The organism is Melioribacteraceae bacterium 4301-Me (assembly GCA_041538185.1).
Lineage (GTDB): Bacteria > Bacteroidota > Ignavibacteria > Ignavibacteriales > Melioribacteraceae > Pyranulibacter > Pyranulibacter aquaticus.
This window is the reverse complement of sequence record JBGORM010000009.1, coordinates 1-17,755: the sequence shown is the minus strand read 5'-3', so window position 1 is coordinate 17,755 and position 17,755 is coordinate 1. Positions and strand designations below refer to the sequence as shown.

The window sequence follows — 17,755 nt, the reverse complement described above, 5'->3', positions numbered from 1 at the left end:
TTTTTATAAAGAGACTATTCTAACGTTCTTTACTTAATATCCATCTTCTTTTTTCGAGAATTTTATTTGCATCTTCATCAAGTAAATTTAGAGCTTGCCGGCTATTCATTTTATTAGTAGCAACTGCCTCAGCATACTGCTGAATTTTAGAAAAAACAATTTGTTCCCACTCGGGAATTTTAGGTGTAGCCTTAGTTTTATGTAATTGAATATAAAATGCTCTCATGTAAGGGTCATTCGCAAATGTACTATCTTCCCACACTTTTTTTACTGCAGGCAGAGAAGAAACTAATTTGTAAAACTGCAATTGAGTTTCGTTTTTAGATAAATATTCTATCCATTTCCAAGCGTAAATTTTATTTTTAGAATTTTTATTCAGTACTAGACTTGAACCGCCAGCTAAGGAATAACCGGGATAATTGCTATCTGGGGATGGTAAGGGTGCGGTCATCCATGAATCTTGTAAACTTATGGGCAAACGCTTTTTCATTTCGGTTACATTCCAAGGACCTGTTATATAAAAAGTAAAAAAGCCCTCCGCAAATGCTTGGTAGATATTAAGAACTTGCTGCATATCTGTAGGAGCTAACCTTTCTCTGTAAAATTTTATAAGGAAATCAAAAGCATCTTTGAATTTTTTGCCGGAAAAGTCAGCATATTCATCATTATCTTTAAGCAAACTTGAACCATTTTGAATTCCAAAAATTATAAATGGGACCCACTCATTAGTTGGAATCAACATTGCATATTTCGTTTGTCCTTTAAACTTGTCTCTAATTTTGACTGACATTTCAAACAATTCATTCCATGTTTTAGGTGGGTCTTTGTACCCAACACTTTCTAGGATATCTTTACGATAAAAAAGTACTCTTGTATCAACATACCATGGGATTCCGTAAATTATTGAATCAATAACGTTCGTGTCCCATATCCCTTCAAAATATTTATTTGCCGAAACAACAGAAGAGTGATTTATAAAATTATTTAAAGGAGCAATAGCATTTAGTGCTTTAAATTCGGGTATCCATGTGTTCCCAAGTTGAAAAACGTCTGGCAATGTTTCACTTGCAAAAGCAGTAATTAATTTTTCATGTGCTGCAGTCCATGGTATCTGCTGAACTTTTATTTTGATATTAGGAAATTCTTTTTCGAAATCCGGGATAAGTTTTGAAACCACCTCACCTTCTACTCCCATTGCCCAAAAGTTTAAGGTAACAATTTTATTTTCGGTTTGTGAGCAGCTCCATAATAAGAAAATGCAAATCAGAAAACTAGAAGCTCTCACCTTCACCTTTCCAAAGGGAAAAGTGGTGATTCTTGCGTGATAACTATTCTGATATATAAGTATTGATTTCACAAAAAACTCAAGCAGTTCTTTTATCCTTAATTTTACAATAATAATACTATCATGCTTATTGTTCTATTTCAAACTACAAATTGAATCCTTGGTAATTCCCCGTAAATAAGCCGAGCACACAGCAAAACTTAAATCTCATTTTAAATAAATCATTTTCCTTGTTATTGAGAAATTGTTTGCAGTCAACCTATAGAAATATACACCACTAGAAAGTTTATAGTCAGAAGCTGAAAATTGAACTGAATAACTACCGGGTGATTTTTCTTCATTGACAAGCGTTGTCACTTTACTTCCTAACATATCATAAACGTTCAACGTAACATAACTGTCAACTGGTAATTGATAACTTATTACTGTAGTTGGATTAAAAGGATTTGGATAATTCTGCTCAAGTTTGAATTCCCCAGGAATAATCGATTTTTTTTCTCTTACAGATGTGATAGAATCTTGAACAAATCCTATTTTGTTAAGTGCATCTTGAATTTCTGAATTCATCATGAAATATTTCCATAACAAACCAGTCCTATAGTTTTCAATCATATCGATTATTGGTCCCTCGTCAATAGCAAGATAGCCATTAGAAAACCACTCACCTTTTACGTCCTTTGAAGCATAGGTTAGATTGAATGCATCATAAAAACCATAATCTCCCCACAATTTATTTTTATATGTTCTGTAAAAATGTTTTAATGCTTCAATCGATTCCTGAGGAGTATAAGGCATAGAAGAAATTGCTGCTGTTGGCGCAATTGTGCCATTGTCGTTAAAATAAGGTTCATGAGCAAGGTAATAAACATTAGGAATGCTGTAACTTGCAGTTAAACCCCAATTATTTTCACCATAACCAACAAATTTTTTAGGATTAGCAATACAGTACGCACGATTAATTAAAGTATGATTTCTATTCTGTTCAAAATAGTTTGCGTATTTATCTCTAATGCCGCGCGGGTCAAAACCCAAAAAAGAATAATGTGCAAAAAATAAAGGTCCACCATAAGGTTTTCCCACGTAGAGTTTATAGCCGTAATAAGTATTATTGTTTACAAAAGTTGAAAGTCCAGCCCACCCTTTATCATACAAATCAGCCGGCACAGGATGAGTTGGCGAAGCAATTGCCAACAAATAAACAATAAGTGCTTCGTTCCAGCCTTGTACTTTAAGATTGATTGCAAAATTATAATTTGGCGACCAGTTCCAATAGATAGCTGTACCGTATGGAGGTCTGCTATACCAATCCCATTCTACATCTTCCCAAATTTGAGTAATCATATTTCTTATTTGAATTTCCTTTTCATCATTTCCGTCAAAAAATTTTCGTGCAGTTAAAAGTCCTTGTATCATATACGAAGTTTCCACAATATCGCCGCCGTCGTCTTTCTCACCAAAAGGAACAACTTTACCAGTTGTACCGTTAATCCAATGCGGAAATGCACCATGAAATCTATCAGCTTTATTCAAAAGGAAATCAAGTATTTTTAAAATTTTGTCTATTCCTTCTTGTCGAGTAATAAACCCGCGATTAATCCCAACAAGAATTGCCATAACACCAAATCCGGAGCCGCCTATAGTACAAGTTGTATCATCGGGATACCTTTCTCGTGCTAAGCCAGAATTTGAATCGGCATAATCCCAAAAATATCTAAAAGTGGCTCTTTGAACCATGTCAAGAAATTCATCGTCGGTCATCTCATGAGTAAGAGTAACAACCGAATCAGAAAGTGCTGATTCGTTACCGGAATTATCCACTGCACTTATTTTGAACATGTTACGTATTCCAACACTGCCGTGAAAAAGCGAGAGAAAATTCTTACCTTTAGGTACAGTTGTATAATACAAAAACTGTGTTCCATTCCATTTATAGATCTTATATGCAGAAATGTCATTTTCACTATTTGGTTTCCAAACTAAATCAACATGAAGTTCATAAGAATAAGCTTTAAATCCTTGAGGTGTAGCAGGTGGAACTGTATCCGTTTGTGCGTAAAGACAAAGGTCAAAAAATAAAGCAATCCAAAGCACTATTACAAAAAATATCTTCATACACTCACCTTTGTTTTCAACTACTAAACAGACCACAATAAAAATTAATTATCTATTTTTTCTTCAATACTTATTGAAAAATCATTTTTCGAAATAAGTTTTTTAGAACTATTCAAAAGAAGAACATCAATTTTATAAACGCCTTTTTTTATTTTTTTGGGCAATGTGAATTCATTCTTTTCCCAAGAAAAATGTTTAACTGAATTTTCATCTATCTTATCAATTTCCATTTCACCAATCATTTTCCCGTTTAATAAAAGTCTTAGTTTACAATTGAAAAAGCTTTGATGGAAATCGTTAATTATCCAAATATCAAGCAGAAGTTTTTGTCCTGGGAAATAAGTATCGCGCATTACTTTCACAGAAACGTAAAGTGGTTGAAAAGCTTGCTGCAATGCAAAATAACCTTTCTTCTTCTTTTCATAATAATCAATTACAGACCAAGTAATTGATGGCCAGCAATCAATAAACATAAATTGGAACAATACATTTACTTTTTGAAATTTTTCTCTTCTGTAAAAATCAATTGCTGTTTTTATAAGATTAGCTTGATAGGTTTGGGAATTAGAAATAAATTCTTTTATACTGTTTCCCCTTTCAATTTTCGCAATGTGGAAAGTCTGTTCATACTGAAAATTATGATATTTCCATTTTTGCCAATCCGGTTTCTCAATTTCTTCTTCTGGCAAAAATCTTCTTAATGTGCTAAAATCTGGAATTGCTTGAGCACCGAATTCTGTAACTAATGGTCCCATTGGACAAGCAGCAAAATGCTCTTTATTACCCCAATACCAGCCGTCATAAGGATGCTCTTCATAGTTGGATGCGAGTCTAACAATTCTGCTTTTGTCTATCCTTAAAACAGCGTTATATAAAATTGGGTCGAGGGATTTTATTTGTTCTCCTGGTTCGTTATGACAACACCAAAAAGCAATAGAAGGGTGATTATAATGTAGCTTAACCATATCTTTGATTTGACATGCAGCATTATCAGCAAAATTTTGAGATTCATCATATGTCCATTGCAAAGCAAAATCTTGCCAAACTAAAATTCCTTCTTTGTCACATTCATCATAAAACTCTTTTCTGTTCACATGGGCATGAACCCGCAGTGTGTTAATGTTTGCTTCTTTAACAAATTTAATTTGTCGGGAAATTTTCTTGGGATTTAGTTCAGATAAAAATTGTGTTGGAATTATATTTGTCCCGCGAAGAAATAATTTTTTCCTGTTCAAATAAAAGATTTTATTCTCATCTAATTTAACCTCTCTAATTCCAAGCAGGGTTGAAATCTTATTAATTTTTTCTCCTTCAATATTTATTTCATAAAGGTATGGACTGCCAATATCCCAGCTCCACCAAAGTTTAGGATTGTTAATTTCAAAAGAAAAACTAAATGAAGATGATTTTTTCGACAGTTCAATTACTTTATCAATTTTTTTTACATAATTATTATGCTCTTTTCTCTCAACCGAATTCTTTTTCGAGAAGTCAACTGCATCTTTCAGGTATATTGTTAATTTATCTTTTAAGGGAGCCGTTAACTTTGAAATATATTCAGCAGTGAATGTTACAATTGCCTTTGAATAGTTCCGATTTAATTTCGTATTAATACGGAAATTTGTAACAAAAACATTTTGTGCAGAAATTAAGTTCACGTCGTTCCAGATTCCACCTGTATTTTTATCCTGTCCTCTTTGTAAATCCCAGCCACCTGGTCTGCAATCGTGGTGATTAAAAATTCCTTTAATCAATTTTTTCCTGTTAGGCCATACAGTTTTAGGCTTTTCAAATGGGGAGTTTACTTTAACAACCAAATCATTTTCCCTTTTTTCACTAACAAAATCAGATATGTCAAAGTAGAATCTTTGAAAATAACCTTCATGATGACCAATATATTTTTCATTTAGCCACACATCGCAAAAGTAATCTACTCCATTGAATTCAAGAAGCTGCAAGTCGTGATTATGTTTATCAAAAATAAAACTTTTATAAAACCAAACAGAACCGTTGTAATTATCTAGTCCTGACAATTGCCAGTTAGAAGGAATTCTCATTATGGGTAGTTTTTCAGTTGAAAATTTTTTTATTACTGATTCAAAATCCAATTTATCTTCCGGGTCAGTAATAAAATTCCACATGCCATTTAGTGATATTTTTTTAATATTATCTTTCATTTTACCTAGTTGAGCAAGATTGTTAATAAAAAATTTCAAGGCTAACTGGTGTTTTACCGATGTAAAATGGGATTGAATTTTTAGTGAATTCCTTCTGTTCAATTCCGTTGACTAATACTTTTTTTGGCACTTTTCCATTGTTAAAATTTTTTAATACAACCTTCACTTTCATCTTCTCTTTTTGATTAAGCACAACATTGATATGATATTTTTCACGAAGTGGAGAATTCTCGATGAGCGAATTCTCATCATTTTCTTTTTTTATGAAATAAGAAACATCACCGAAATATGAGGGTAAATGCTCTACATTCATTCCATCGGGGGAATCAATCCATTCCTTATAAAGACCAGCACCAATAACAAGTGAAGTATCATATTCATTTTCGTAGAGAAACATTGTGCGCATCGAGTTTATAAATTCCGAGCCAACCCATGTATGCGGCATATCGCCAATAAATTTAGGCGTTCGGTAATCTTTCCATACAACCTCAGCCCATTGATTCCATTCAGAAGGTCTTTGATCTGCAAAGAAAAAATTTAATTGGTCATGTGCTCTTTCTACTTGATTAAGCAAAACAAAAGTACTGATTGTCCTTAATTCATACGGTGTATAATTTATCCATTCTATTTCGTTTCTTTCTCTTTGTTGGAAGAATTGGTAATATTTATTAAAAGTATTTTGAAGAAGTTGAAAAGGGAGATTCTCCTTTTCCCCACAAGGATAAATCGCTATTGCTGTTGACGTTGCATCAAAATCTCCTAATTCAGCGCTACCCGGAATATAATCTATATTTTTGTACTTAACTGCAAGATTAATCGAGTTATACAAATTCTTTTTAAACTCATCTCTAATTTCAGTAAAGTTTTTAAGATGGGCTTTATCATTAAGTGTAGAACATATTTCAACCGCATCATTAAGTCCCTTTAACGCCCAAAAATCATCCCAGTAAGAATGCATCGGTTTTGCAGAATATCCTTCATGACTAATTGATTCTGGCAAAATTCCATATAAAGAACGTGTACTATCATTACCATTTCTAAAGTGCTCATTAGTCCTTTGGCTAATCAAAAACTCTAAATATTCTACTGCTTTAATAACCTTAGGAAATTGTTTTCTTAAATAAGTAGTATCTTTTGTAAAACTAAAATATTCTTTTACCAAGTAGATAAATTCGCCGTTGCTGTCATTTTCTGGGACTGGGTCAGGTCCTCTTCTATCCACAACACAAGGAACTTTGCCATTTTCATACTGAAATTTTGAATACCACTCAATAAAGTTTCTTACTTCTTTTGTTAAACCGTTCTTTAATAAAGCTGATGAAGTTAGCGAACCATCTCTAATCCACGACCGTTCATACGATCTTGAGCCGGGCTGAATTCCAGCTTTATCTTGATTTATAAGAATATATGCCAAATTTGATTTTAGAGTATTAACAAGTTTATTGGCGGATGGAGGTAGTTTGTATGTTACCTTATTCAGTTTCTCTTTCCAGAATTTAAGTGTTTTGCTATAGCTTGCTTTTAGATTTTCCAAAGAAAGATTTTTTAAGGGCATGTTTTCATGGAAAGGTACACAAATGGCAATTAACTTTTCTTCATTAGGTAATAAGTCAAATTTATATTTGAAAGCGGCAGAAGCAAAGCCTGTTGAATCAGTAATATTTTCCACAAAGTGGTGAATATTCATATTCATTGTCATTGTTGAAGGAAGTCTGCCTTCTGCTAAGTAATTAATAATTTCACCATTATCAAAATTCGATACACCAAAATCATCAGCTGGTTCCATCGTATAAATAATTTTTTTATCATTAACAATTACATAAGATTTTTTGTACTCTATTTTATTAATCTTGGCTACGCCTCCCATATCATTTAAAAACTGGTAATAAGGATTCACTTGGTATGGTCTAATCGCTAAATATAAATTACCTGATTTCTTTTTTGAGGAAGCATTTTTTAATAAGTAAGTAACAAATAACTTTGAACTTTCATTGGGTTTCCCTTCGGCAAATGCTTTGATTTCTAAATTCAGTTGTTCACTTTTCCATTTAACCGAGGGGATTGGTAAATAGTTTTCTTCTAATGAGTGTTCTATTGCCACATCGTTCCATGTTATTAATTTTCCATCAGTATAAATAAAAGGCTCAATTGAAAATTGGGACTTATCTATTTCTACCATTCCATCTTCATTAATTAATGCTTCTTTAGTGTCTTCGCTAACGCCAACTATTGTCCAGTAAGATGCTTCACGATTAAAATAACGAGGGAAAAATCCGCGTGGAAAATCTTTTGTTATGTTTATGAAAAAATTATTGTCATTTTCCGAATAATCAGAGGGAAGTATTTTTATTTCTGCTATTCCAATTTTTTCTTCATTGTTTTTAGAGGTAATCTCTAATTTCAAATAACTTGCTTCTAATTCCCTTAATAGAATGTAGTTTGGGTATGGGGATTTCTTTTCGAATTCATAAACGGTCTCCCATTTTTTAAAATCTTGAGATGCTTTTATTCTGCACAAGGCACTAAAATTTTTTTCAGGCCAGTTAATTTTTAGTCCACCTATTTCTCTGCTGCCTTTTAGGTCAATTAATATTTCCGACTTAGAATCGTTGGTTGTCCAGATTGTATTTATATTTCCATCTGAGAGATATTCTTCATTGCTAATTTTGTCAGATGAAGTTATAAGAGGAGTTAGTGGAGTCAAATTGATTTCAGGTAATTGAGTAAAATATAGTTCATCGATATAAACAGTTCCTTTTCCACCATTATATGATGAGATAGTAAATTCGATTTTATCTATTTCACGCATTTGATGATCTGAAGCAGGACCCCAGGCAAACTCAATATGTTTTTTTTTAATATTAATTTTTTGCCAGTTATGAGGGAATTCAAAATTTCTTTTATTTACCCACCAGACATTCTCACCGCTTTTATCAAGAAGTTTAAATTCCAGATTATTATTTGGTGAATCTCCTTTTATATAAAAAGAAAATTTATAATTGGACGGCAGTTTAATAGGAAACACTTTTTGTATTCCACCGTAGCCAGTTCCTTTTGTAAAGTTATAATCAATCCGTATTGCTTTACCATTAATTCCATCTACAGTTGAGATGTGTAGTTTGACTCCCTCAGATGTTATAACTTTCCAATCCTCAGCAGACTGAAAATTATCTATCAATAAATCTTGTGAAAAGATATTATTAACGAATAGAAGTAAAGAAAGGAATAAATAAATTATTATTTTAAGTGTAGAAGCAAGTTTCATTATATTTCGAGAGCATTATTTTTTTTCGAAACCAAGTTTTTTCAAACCATTAATAACAATTGGGTCTTTCATAAAATATTTCCACACGAATCCGTTAAAATAATTTTCTATCATGAGAACGATAGGTCCTTGATCAATACCCAAATAGTCTTTGTCGTACCAATTTAAGGTAGGGTTAAAGGCATCATAAAATCCATAAGGACCCCATAACCCTTTAGGTCCATATTTTTCTTTTATATTCATTAAAGAAGGGATACAAATTTCAGGTGCAAAAGGAATTGAAGCCGCAAGTGAATACGGTGCCAGGGTTCCATCATCAAAAGTTGAATCTAGACCTGAAGTACCCCTTGCTGAGTAATCCCAAAATTTTTTTTCATCAAAGTTATATTTGCTGCCAGGGCCATCACAGGCACTCAGCCCCCAAGTTAAGCTGTCGTAACCTATCCAGCCGTTTGGATTTTCAATTGCATATTGCCTTTGTACATAAGTTGCCCTTCTCGAATTTTCAAAATAATCAATCCCTTTCTCTTTCATATATGAGTCCGTCCAATTTCTCATATCCAGAAAAATCATAGAAAACTGATGAACAAAAAGAGATGGAAAAACTACGTGAGCTAAATTTTTATATGGTTCTTTCCATTTATAAAAACTAAGCCATGTTTGGTAGCCTTTATCTACATTTGGCATATCCATCCCAGCAGCAATAATATAGAGAAATAAAGCTTCTGTATAACCCCACCATCCTAATTGGTTAAACCCAGTATTTGGTTCCCATCCCAATGAAATTGTGTAGGGATATTTTGGTGAATGTTTAAGAGTAAACCATTCCCAGTCAACTCTTTTCAATAATTTGTCAGCAAGTTGACGAATTAGAACTTCTTTTGGATTTGAGTGATTATAGAACTGCCTTGCAAAGATGAAGCCGCAAAATAACAATCCTGAATCAATTGAAGATAATTCAGAATTCCAAAACCTTTTGCCAGTTGACATATCTAAGAAGTGATAGTAAAAACCTTTGTAGCCAGTAGCAAGCGAATCCAGTGACTGTTCAGAATTCCAGAAAAATTTTAACGCTGCAAGAGTGAGATTAATTGCTTTTTTTCTTTCAATCCATCCTTTTTCAGAAGCCAGTGCCCAAATTGGAATTGCAAATGCCACCGCAGCAATTGACGCTGGAGAATCTTGTGAACTCACCACCTTGTTGTTTGTACTTCTATCTTTCACTAACCCGTTTTCTGGATTTATTTCGTTAATAAAGTAGAGAAACGATTTATACTGAAGTGTATCCAAAAAATTTTTTTGTTCAGCGCTTAGTTGAAATTCATTATTCCAATATGGTTTGTAGCTTTGGCAATAAATTGCATCAGAAAACAGAGGCAAAAGCAGTAAAATCAGTAATTTTAGCTGAAATTTATTTTTCATTAAAAGCTTACCCCCACTGTAATTCTATGAGCTTCTTGAAGAACGCCATAATCTGCCCAAGCATAATCAAATTTGGCAGTTAAGAAATTGCCTATTTTAGTTTTAACGCCTGCACCCAGCACTAAACCGCCCTCAAGGTCCGGCATAAACAAATTTCTATAACCAGCACGAAGTGTAATCATATCAATAAGATTCAACTCACCGCCAATATTTATGCTTTCATTATTATCATTCGGATGAACTGCATCAGCAGAAACAAGTAATTTATAAGAATCGCTAAATTTAACTAAGTAAGAAATTCCTGCTCTAAATATAGTTGGCAGAGAGTACTCATCAGTACGAAGTTCAGCTGGTAATCTATCATTATCTCCATATTTCTTGGGGTCAAAGTCATAGTTAATATAAAGGTCTCTTCCGTTAAAAGATGCTCTTGTTCCAAAATTTGAGACACTTGCACCAATTGTAAAATCACCATCCATTAATTGATATTGTACTCCGAAGTTCATTCCAAAGGCATTAAGACTGCTATGCCAGATTGATTCATTTATATAATTAACTTGTAAGCCAACAGACACGCGGTCGGTTAACATTAATCCATAGGCAAGACCCAATGAAAAATCATTTACAGTATACCTTTCACCTGTACCAAGGGGTTTTTCAACTGTTCTTACATCTATTTCACCAGAATTTAAAGAAGTTATTACAAGGGAAAAAGTGCCAATACTGCTGATGTTCATAGCAGCAACAGCGTAATTATATTGAATATCGGCAAGCCACTTATTATAAGTGAACTGCACATCCACACCTTGAAGTCTGCCCAAACTTGCAGGATTATAAAAAAGCAAAGAGGCCTCGCCAGAAAGAGATACTCCCGCATTCCCCAAGCCTACAGCGCGAGCACTTGGCTCAATCTTAAGAAACTGTCCTATTGTAGTACCCGTTTTACTTTGCGGATAAATATTAACACATGAAAAAAGAAAATACAGTCCATACAAAACGACTATATATAATTTTTTATGTAATCCGTTCGTTTTCATTTTATCACCATTAAAAAAATTTCATTTAATGATTGCAAATTTACCAATGTAAGTACCATTAGAACCTCCATCAACGTGATATATATAAAGACCGGGTGCAACTTCTAGTTGATCTTTATTTCTTAAATCCCACGCAATAACTCCAGAATTTATATCACCGCTGTGGTGCAGAGTTTTGACAAGCTCACCGTTAATGGTAAATATCTTTATAGTACAGTTTGCAGGTAAATTTCTAAACTCAATTTTTCTTTCACCTCTGCCGGAGACTGCAAATCTTTGCGGTTCAAAACTTGCAGCACCTACATAAGGATTAGGAACAACATAGGGTTTTTTATCAAATTGTTCTTTGGATAAATTTTCATCTAAGTATTGAGCTTTTGTTCTAAAAGTAAACTTATCGGCTTTAGAAAAAGGAAGCTTCAGTTTTAGATGAAAAACACTACCTGCCGAGGGAGGAACAATTGGGTTTTTCCCTAATCCAGTGGTATCTACATCAATTCTCCAAACTGGTCTTATTTTAGTTGGATTAGTAGGATCAATAGAAAGAATTTCAATATAATCGCCAGGGTTACTAAGCACACCCGAGTTACTAACATTCCTAAACCTAAAATCTAGTTGTTTATCCCCATCCGGAGTTTTTGCAATTACCTTAAAATAAGTAGGTTTAGCAGGCAGTCCTATTCCAGCAATTGAAGTATCTTGAACGGTCGATGCATACACAATATCGATATCATAAGGATAACCTGGTCTTCTCAAAGATACTGGTAAGCCAATAGAATAACGTACTGTATATTTTATATTTGTCTGACTATTTTCAAAACCCGTTTTATCGTTATCAATTTGCATTGTTGGAATAGTTTTTACAACAGGCAACAATCCATCTCCAACAGGACCTCTTCCTTCGCCATTAAAATCTTTGCCAAAATAAAATAAAGTATCACCGGTTGTGAGATCTGTTAAGTAATAATAAGACGCTTGAACACTATCTTGTGGATGTGTAAAACCAATTTCAAAAAGATGGTCTTGAGGAACTAATTTAGAATTTAGTACTTCAACTGAAACCTCGCCAAATCCGTTTCCTTCAGAATGAACAATATCGTAAGCACTTGCTGCTTTGTAGCCTGTTGCAGGAGGATTAGGAATTACTTCAACAACATTTTTGGGTAAAATTGTACCTCCTCTCAAAGTTTGGCTTACAGAAATTGAACTTTCTGAAGGATAAATTTCTATTGAATCATCACCGGTATCGTAAGAGGTTACAGCATAAAAATACCTTTGACCATTTGTGACAGTCGTATCAGTAAATGTATGTGAAAGACCAGTATCTTCACCAAGAAAATATGCAACGCCTTCAACAGTTAATTTAGAAAAACCTTCTATTCCATCTTTTAAATCAAATTGAGCTATAGGTCTTCCATTTCCTATAGGACCAGTTCCCGTACCGGTATAAATCACTTGTGGGTCTAAGAAAGCAGGGTCTGTACTTCTGTAAACTCGGTAACCTTCAAAATCGTTTCGGTTTGTTACAGGGTCGTATGCACGCTCGGCTGCATCATCCCAAGTAAGAGTAACAAAACCATCGCCTGTAAATGCATTTACTGTTGGTGTCGGTGGCGGAACTGCAAATTGGTAATTAGCTTTGTAAATCTGTAAAACAACTTTTGTTGTATTTCGTAATTCTCTTAAATCTTTTCCAAAGCCCAGCGCTAAACTGAATCTTTCCCTTTTACCAGTATCAAGTATAAAAGGTCCAGACGCAAATAAAAAACCAATGTTATAATTTAGAGCTAATGGTTTATCAAAAGCGCTATCGGGAGAAGTGAAAATATTATACAGTCTTTTAGGCCACTCTTTACCATCGTCGAAAAAAACAATTTGATCGACTCGCGGGTCGGGATTACCAGCACCGGCCTTTATACGATTTAACTTAAATCCAGTAAGTCCTATTTGGTCTGATTCATCGATGTCGGTTTTATCGAAATTTGGTTCACCTGGAGTAGGTATACCATCTCTTTCACCTGTATCGTGAGTTCCAAAAACTCCATCAGCGCCAGTATCATCAAACTCAGCCATCCAATTCATGTTTTCATCGCCGGTCCACCATGAGCCAAGTATATATGCAGGTCTTTTTTCCAGCGGTCCATAAAATTGTTCGAACAGCTGCATGTTATAATGTGATTGAACGTATGCCTTAATTGCTTCTTGACCTACTATATGTTCTCCGGGTCCGCCGTCTCTTTTCTCGTCTATAATTCCATCGCTATCATTATCGATTCCATCGAAAGGATTACCTGGTGTTTCTAAGTATGAATATCCTAGATAACCTGTTGGTCCAAAAAATCCATTGCCGTATTTATCCCAAGTGTAAACAAGATTTAATCCTAAGGACTTATCAAAGTAAGCATTATCGTCATCAGATTCAGCGATTCCATCTTTTCCTATAGCCGAGCCGCCCACGCCGGAGTCCATATACAAACCGAAAATAACATTATTATCGTACTTTGTGGTGCTTTCGTTGGAAATATCATAATGAAAAAAAATGACATAGGCAGATTGAGGGTTAGACCATTGAAATCCTCTTTGTTCCACTTTTAAGCCAAGTCCTCTGCGAGTTCTATCTCTTGAATCAGGGTAAAAGCTCCATGCATCGTAATAATTATCATCATAAACACAAAAACTCTCTTGATCAGCTTTAGGAGCTTTGCCAAAATAACCATTCCACGAGCCCTTCCAGCCAGGGTCATCCTGGTCGTTAAGTTTATCAATCCAAGCGTCTGGCCAAGTTCTCGGATCGTTACTCATAGCCACAGATCGGCCTACGTTAATATTTGGGTCTGTCTGAAAGTAACCTGGTCTTGGTTCAAAGCGCATAGTTTTGTTTGTAAATGGACTTGTTCCCTGCCGTTCTCTGTAACCAGTTAACATTATATATGCATCTTTGCCAGTTTCCTGAACGATTTTCGACAAAACAAAGGGGGTGGTACCATCACTGTAGTTTTCACCTGAACCCTTAGGAACCTCAACTGAATGGAAAACACTATAGTCAACTTTTAAAGGATCTGGGGGATAGTCGCCAACCATACCATAATTATAAAACATAGTTCTAATTTTATTTGCATCGTGCATTCCCATCCTTTCCATATCAATGCGTCCTCTAAGTTCAGGTGGGACAACAGGCAAATAATTCTGTGGTGTAACCATTCTGGGGAAAAACAGTAATAGTATAAGAAGAGGCATTATTTGTTTAGCAAGTTTTTTTCTATTAAAATTTTTCTTAATCATAATCATTTACTCCCAAATGTAATTCCAAATTCGATTCGACGGGGCATATAGAACCTTGATGGGTCGGTTAATTGAGCTCTTTGTGCTTCAGGTGTAAGAGTATAATCCGGGCTTCCAGTAGAAGCAAAAACAAAACCGTTCAGAAAATCTTGATTAAATAAATTAAATGCTCGTGCAAAAACACTAATACGCAACGCACCTATGTGAAAATACTTTTCACCTCTTAAATCAACTACAAAATAGGTGGGCTTTCGCCCTGTATTGGTTTCTAAATCCGCTCCGAAACCAGTCCCAATCTCCGGCGTGTATGGTGTACCTGTACCTAATTTAAAAATAGCACTAATGGAAAAATCGTCAGGCAAGTTATACAAAACAGTTGCGTTAAGAGTATGTCTTTGGTCCCAATCAAAGAAAATTGTTCGTGGTCTAGCATCTTTGCCTGCAGCGGCTCTGTTTGCAGTTTCTCTTGGGTCACTTGAATTTCCCTGTGCATATTGAAGAGTATAATCAAGTGTGGTGGAAATATTACCAAAATTTCTTTGAGTTAAAGAAATTGTAAACCCATATACATTTCCAAAGTCGACGTTAGTAAACCTTGCGTACTCTGCCGCTGTGTATGTGCTTACAAATTCAACACCTAAAAGGTCTCTTATGTCCTTATAAAAGAAAGAAATTTCTGCGCCGAAGTTATTGCCAATGGCTTGTTTATATCCAGCTTCATATTGAATTGTAAATTCCGGGTTCAAATCAGGATTACCCATTACACCATAACTTATACCCCCTGCTTGAAGTTCATCAAGTATTGAATAATCAGCATTGTTATAAAGCAGCCCAAGGCCTGGCAATTGATAAAAATGTCCATAAGAAAAATAAACTGAAGAACTTGAAGTAAGAGGAAAACTTAAGCCTAATCTTGGTGCTAAAGCAGTTTTAATTGTAGTTCTTTTTAAGAAAGATTTAGGTGCACCTTGAATGGAATTTGCGGGATTAGACAAGTCACTTGGTATTTTTGCATGTGGATCGAAATACTCAAATCTTAAACCTGCTCTAACAATTAAATCTCCCAATTCAATTCTATCTTGAAGATAAGCTGCCATTTGTTTAGGAAAATAAGTCTGAATGCCTGGAACACGTGGAATATTTTCGCGTGGTTGAAGAATTTCTACACCGTTAACGTTTGTAGTAACAATAAAGCCTGGACTTCCAAATGTAATTTCTGAGTATTGCCCTTCAAAACCAGCCTCTAACAAATGAATGCGGTTAGCCTGCCATGTAAAATCACCTTTTAGGATATATGAAATTGTTTTTTGTTTAAAGCGTGATAAATCTACCCCCTGTAGAAAAGCTCCATCTTCATAATTAGGGTCGCCTTTAGGTTGACCGGCCTCAAGGTAACGGGGGTCATATAAGTTTTCATACTTATAATCAGAATAATTAAAATAATTTTGTCTAAGATTAATTTTGTAAAACATTGAGGTTGAGAGAGTGTGAGTGAACGATAAACCGTGTGATAAAGATTTTGTAGTATTCTCTTTAATGCCATCAGGGTCTAACCTAAAGTAATGATTATAATATGAACGCTTTGTAAGATTTCCGGTAGCTTGATAACTAAGTTCAACATTAGGAATAGATTTATTTGTAAGCTTAAACTGTCCACTCCATTCTTTATAGTACTGCATTGGAACCAATTTATTATCACCGGTCGGATTAAAAATTTTCTGCTCAAAATTATTTTTATCAGTAGGTAAAAATTTTCTAACACCAAACAAATAGCCATCATCTAAAAACCTTCTACCACTAATCAAAAATGATGTATTGCTAATGCCTGTTGGACCACTTAGGGTTAATTGTAAATTTCTTATACCTGTGGGATTATAAGTATTATTATGGGGGTACCGTTTTGTATCCGTGGTAAAATAATCTCCGCCGTAAATTTCTCCTGAAAATTGAAATCTATCACCACCGCTTCTTAATACTGCATTAACAACTCCAGACATTGCTTGCCCGTATTTTGCATCGAATGTACCGCTTATAACCTGGACTTCTTCCAGAATTGATTTATCTAAAGTAAGAGTAGAAGAATTATCATAAGGATTAACAACACTAACACCATCAACTTGGTATTGTACCTCACCAATTCTTCCACCCCTAAAATGCCCATCAATTACACCAGCCTGTAAATTTACTATTTCATTAAGACTTTGCAGAGGCAGATTTTTAATTTCTTCCTTATTAACTGAAACTACAGAACTTGTTTCATTGAAATTAACAATTGGCCTTTGAGCAACTACAACTACCTCCTGTCCCTGAACAGCTTCTGGTGTAAGTGTAACATTTAATTGAGTGGTTTGGTCAGAGGTTATTCTTACATTCTCATAAACTTTACTCTGATAGCCAATATACTGAAACTTAATTTTATAAGTGCCCGCTCTTAAGTTAATAATTGAATAATAACCATCTAAATCGGTTGATGCACCAGCGGTCGTTTCTAAAACGATAACATTGGTACCTATTAAAGGCTGACCATTTTCATCAACCACTCTGCCTGCTAATTTACCAGTTGTTTGTGCAGATAAATAATCATAAGTAAACAACATTATCACGGCTAACAGTAAAAATCTAATTTTATGAAAAGTCTGCTTTTTAACAGTCTTGTTCATTTTAACCTCATCTTAGAAATTAACAAAAGGAGAGGCATTCTAACGCCTCTCCAATTAAACACCAATAACCAATATCTTACTTAAGCAGTAACATTTTTCCTGTGTTACTATTTGTTATTTGGCCTGTAATTCCATTTCTATATATAATCTGGTAAAAATAAACTCCTGAAGCAAAAGTGTTAGCATTAAATTCAAAATCGTGATAACCCTTGCTCAAATTCAGAAGATTTTTTGAGAAAACCCTCTGGCCTAAGATGTTATAAATATTAATTGTTATATCACCCGAAGAAGGAAGTGAATATCTAATTTTTGTAGATGGATTAAATGGATTAGGATAATTACCTATTATCTTAAATTCCAATGGAACAGATTGGTTTGCTTCTTCGACACCTGTAACAAAATCAACAGGACTTAAATAAGCCCAAGGTGTAGCAGGGCCACCTTGATTTTCTCTAAACCACCATGTCCTCGTCCCATAATCCGATAACGCATCATCAAATGAATCCCCATCTGCC

The 17,755-nt window shown here is 34.4% G+C and carries 9 protein-coding genes; all 9 read right to left on the bottom strand.

All coding sequences use genetic code 11. The annotated features are described in order from the left end of the window. Positions 1-19: 19 nt before the first annotated feature. Entirely contained in the window at positions 20-1,357 is a 1,338-nt protein-coding gene (locus ABRY23_12910; protein MFA3783953.1) for a sugar ABC transporter substrate-binding protein, read from the bottom strand. 135 nt (positions 1,358-1,492) lie between these two features. After that, complete coding sequence (locus tag ABRY23_12905; protein ID MFA3783952.1) at positions 1,493-3,397, bottom strand: glucoamylase family protein; 1,905 nt, start codon at positions 3,395-3,397, stop codon at positions 1,493-1,495. A gap of 44 nt (positions 3,398-3,441) precedes the next feature. Beyond that, complete coding sequence (locus ABRY23_12900) at positions 3,442-5,574, bottom strand: glycoside hydrolase family 2 protein (GenBank protein MFA3783951.1); 2,133 nt, start codon at positions 5,572-5,574, stop codon at positions 3,442-3,444. A gap of 22 nt (positions 5,575-5,596) precedes the next feature. Next, complete coding sequence (locus tag ABRY23_12895; protein ID MFA3783950.1) at positions 5,597-8,839, bottom strand: discoidin domain-containing protein; 3,243 nt, start codon at positions 8,837-8,839, stop codon at positions 5,597-5,599. A 15-nt stretch (positions 8,840-8,854) separates the two neighbouring features. Then, complete coding sequence (locus ABRY23_12890; protein MFA3783949.1) at positions 8,855-10,261, bottom strand: glucoamylase family protein; 1,407 nt, start codon at positions 10,259-10,261, stop codon at positions 8,855-8,857. Beyond that, positions 10,261-11,298 (bottom strand): PorV/PorQ family protein, encoded by a 1,038-nt coding sequence (locus ABRY23_12885; GenBank protein MFA3783948.1) that lies wholly within the window; start codon positions 11,296-11,298, stop codon positions 10,261-10,263. The genes ABRY23_12890 and ABRY23_12885 overlap by 1 nt, the downstream gene beginning before the upstream one ends. 21 nt (positions 11,299-11,319) lie before the next feature. After that, positions 11,320-14,580 (bottom strand): hypothetical protein, encoded by a 3,261-nt coding sequence (locus tag ABRY23_12880; GenBank protein ID MFA3783947.1) that lies wholly within the window; start codon positions 14,578-14,580, stop codon positions 11,320-11,322. Positions 14,581-14,582: 2 nt separating this feature from the next. Further along, a complete protein-coding gene (locus tag ABRY23_12875) occupies positions 14,583-17,240 on the bottom strand; it encodes a TonB-dependent receptor domain-containing protein (GenBank protein ID MFA3783946.1) in 2,658 nt (885 codons plus the stop codon). A gap of 76 nt (positions 17,241-17,316) precedes the next feature. Next, a partial coding sequence (locus ABRY23_12870; GenBank protein ID MFA3783945.1) for a T9SS type A sorting domain-containing protein occupies positions 17,317-17,755 on the bottom strand: 439 nt, incomplete at its 5' end.

Excerpts from the sequence above, each read along its gene's own strand:
- ABRY23_12905 (MFA3783952.1), bottom strand. The coding sequence starts at position 3,397 with ATGAAGATATTTTTTGTAATAGTGCTTTGGATTGCTTTATTTTTTGAC.
- ABRY23_12900 (MFA3783951.1), bottom strand. The coding sequence starts at position 5,574 with ATGAAAGATAATATTAAAAAAATATCACTAAATGGCATGTGGAATTTT.
- ABRY23_12895 (MFA3783950.1), bottom strand. The coding sequence starts at position 8,839 with ATGAAACTTGCTTCTACACTTAAAATAATAATTTATTTATTCCTTTCT.
- ABRY23_12890 (MFA3783949.1), bottom strand. The coding sequence starts at position 10,261 with ATGAAAAATAAATTTCAGCTAAAATTACTGATTTTACTGCTTTTGCCT.
- ABRY23_12885 (MFA3783948.1), bottom strand. The coding sequence starts at position 11,298 with ATGAAAACGAACGGATTACATAAAAAATTATATATAGTCGTTTTGTAT.
- ABRY23_12880 (MFA3783947.1), bottom strand. The coding sequence starts at position 14,580 with ATGATTAAGAAAAATTTTAATAGAAAAAAACTTGCTAAACAAATAATG.
- ABRY23_12875 (MFA3783946.1), bottom strand. The coding sequence starts at position 17,240 with ATGAACAAGACTGTTAAAAAGCAGACTTTTCATAAAATTAGATTTTTA.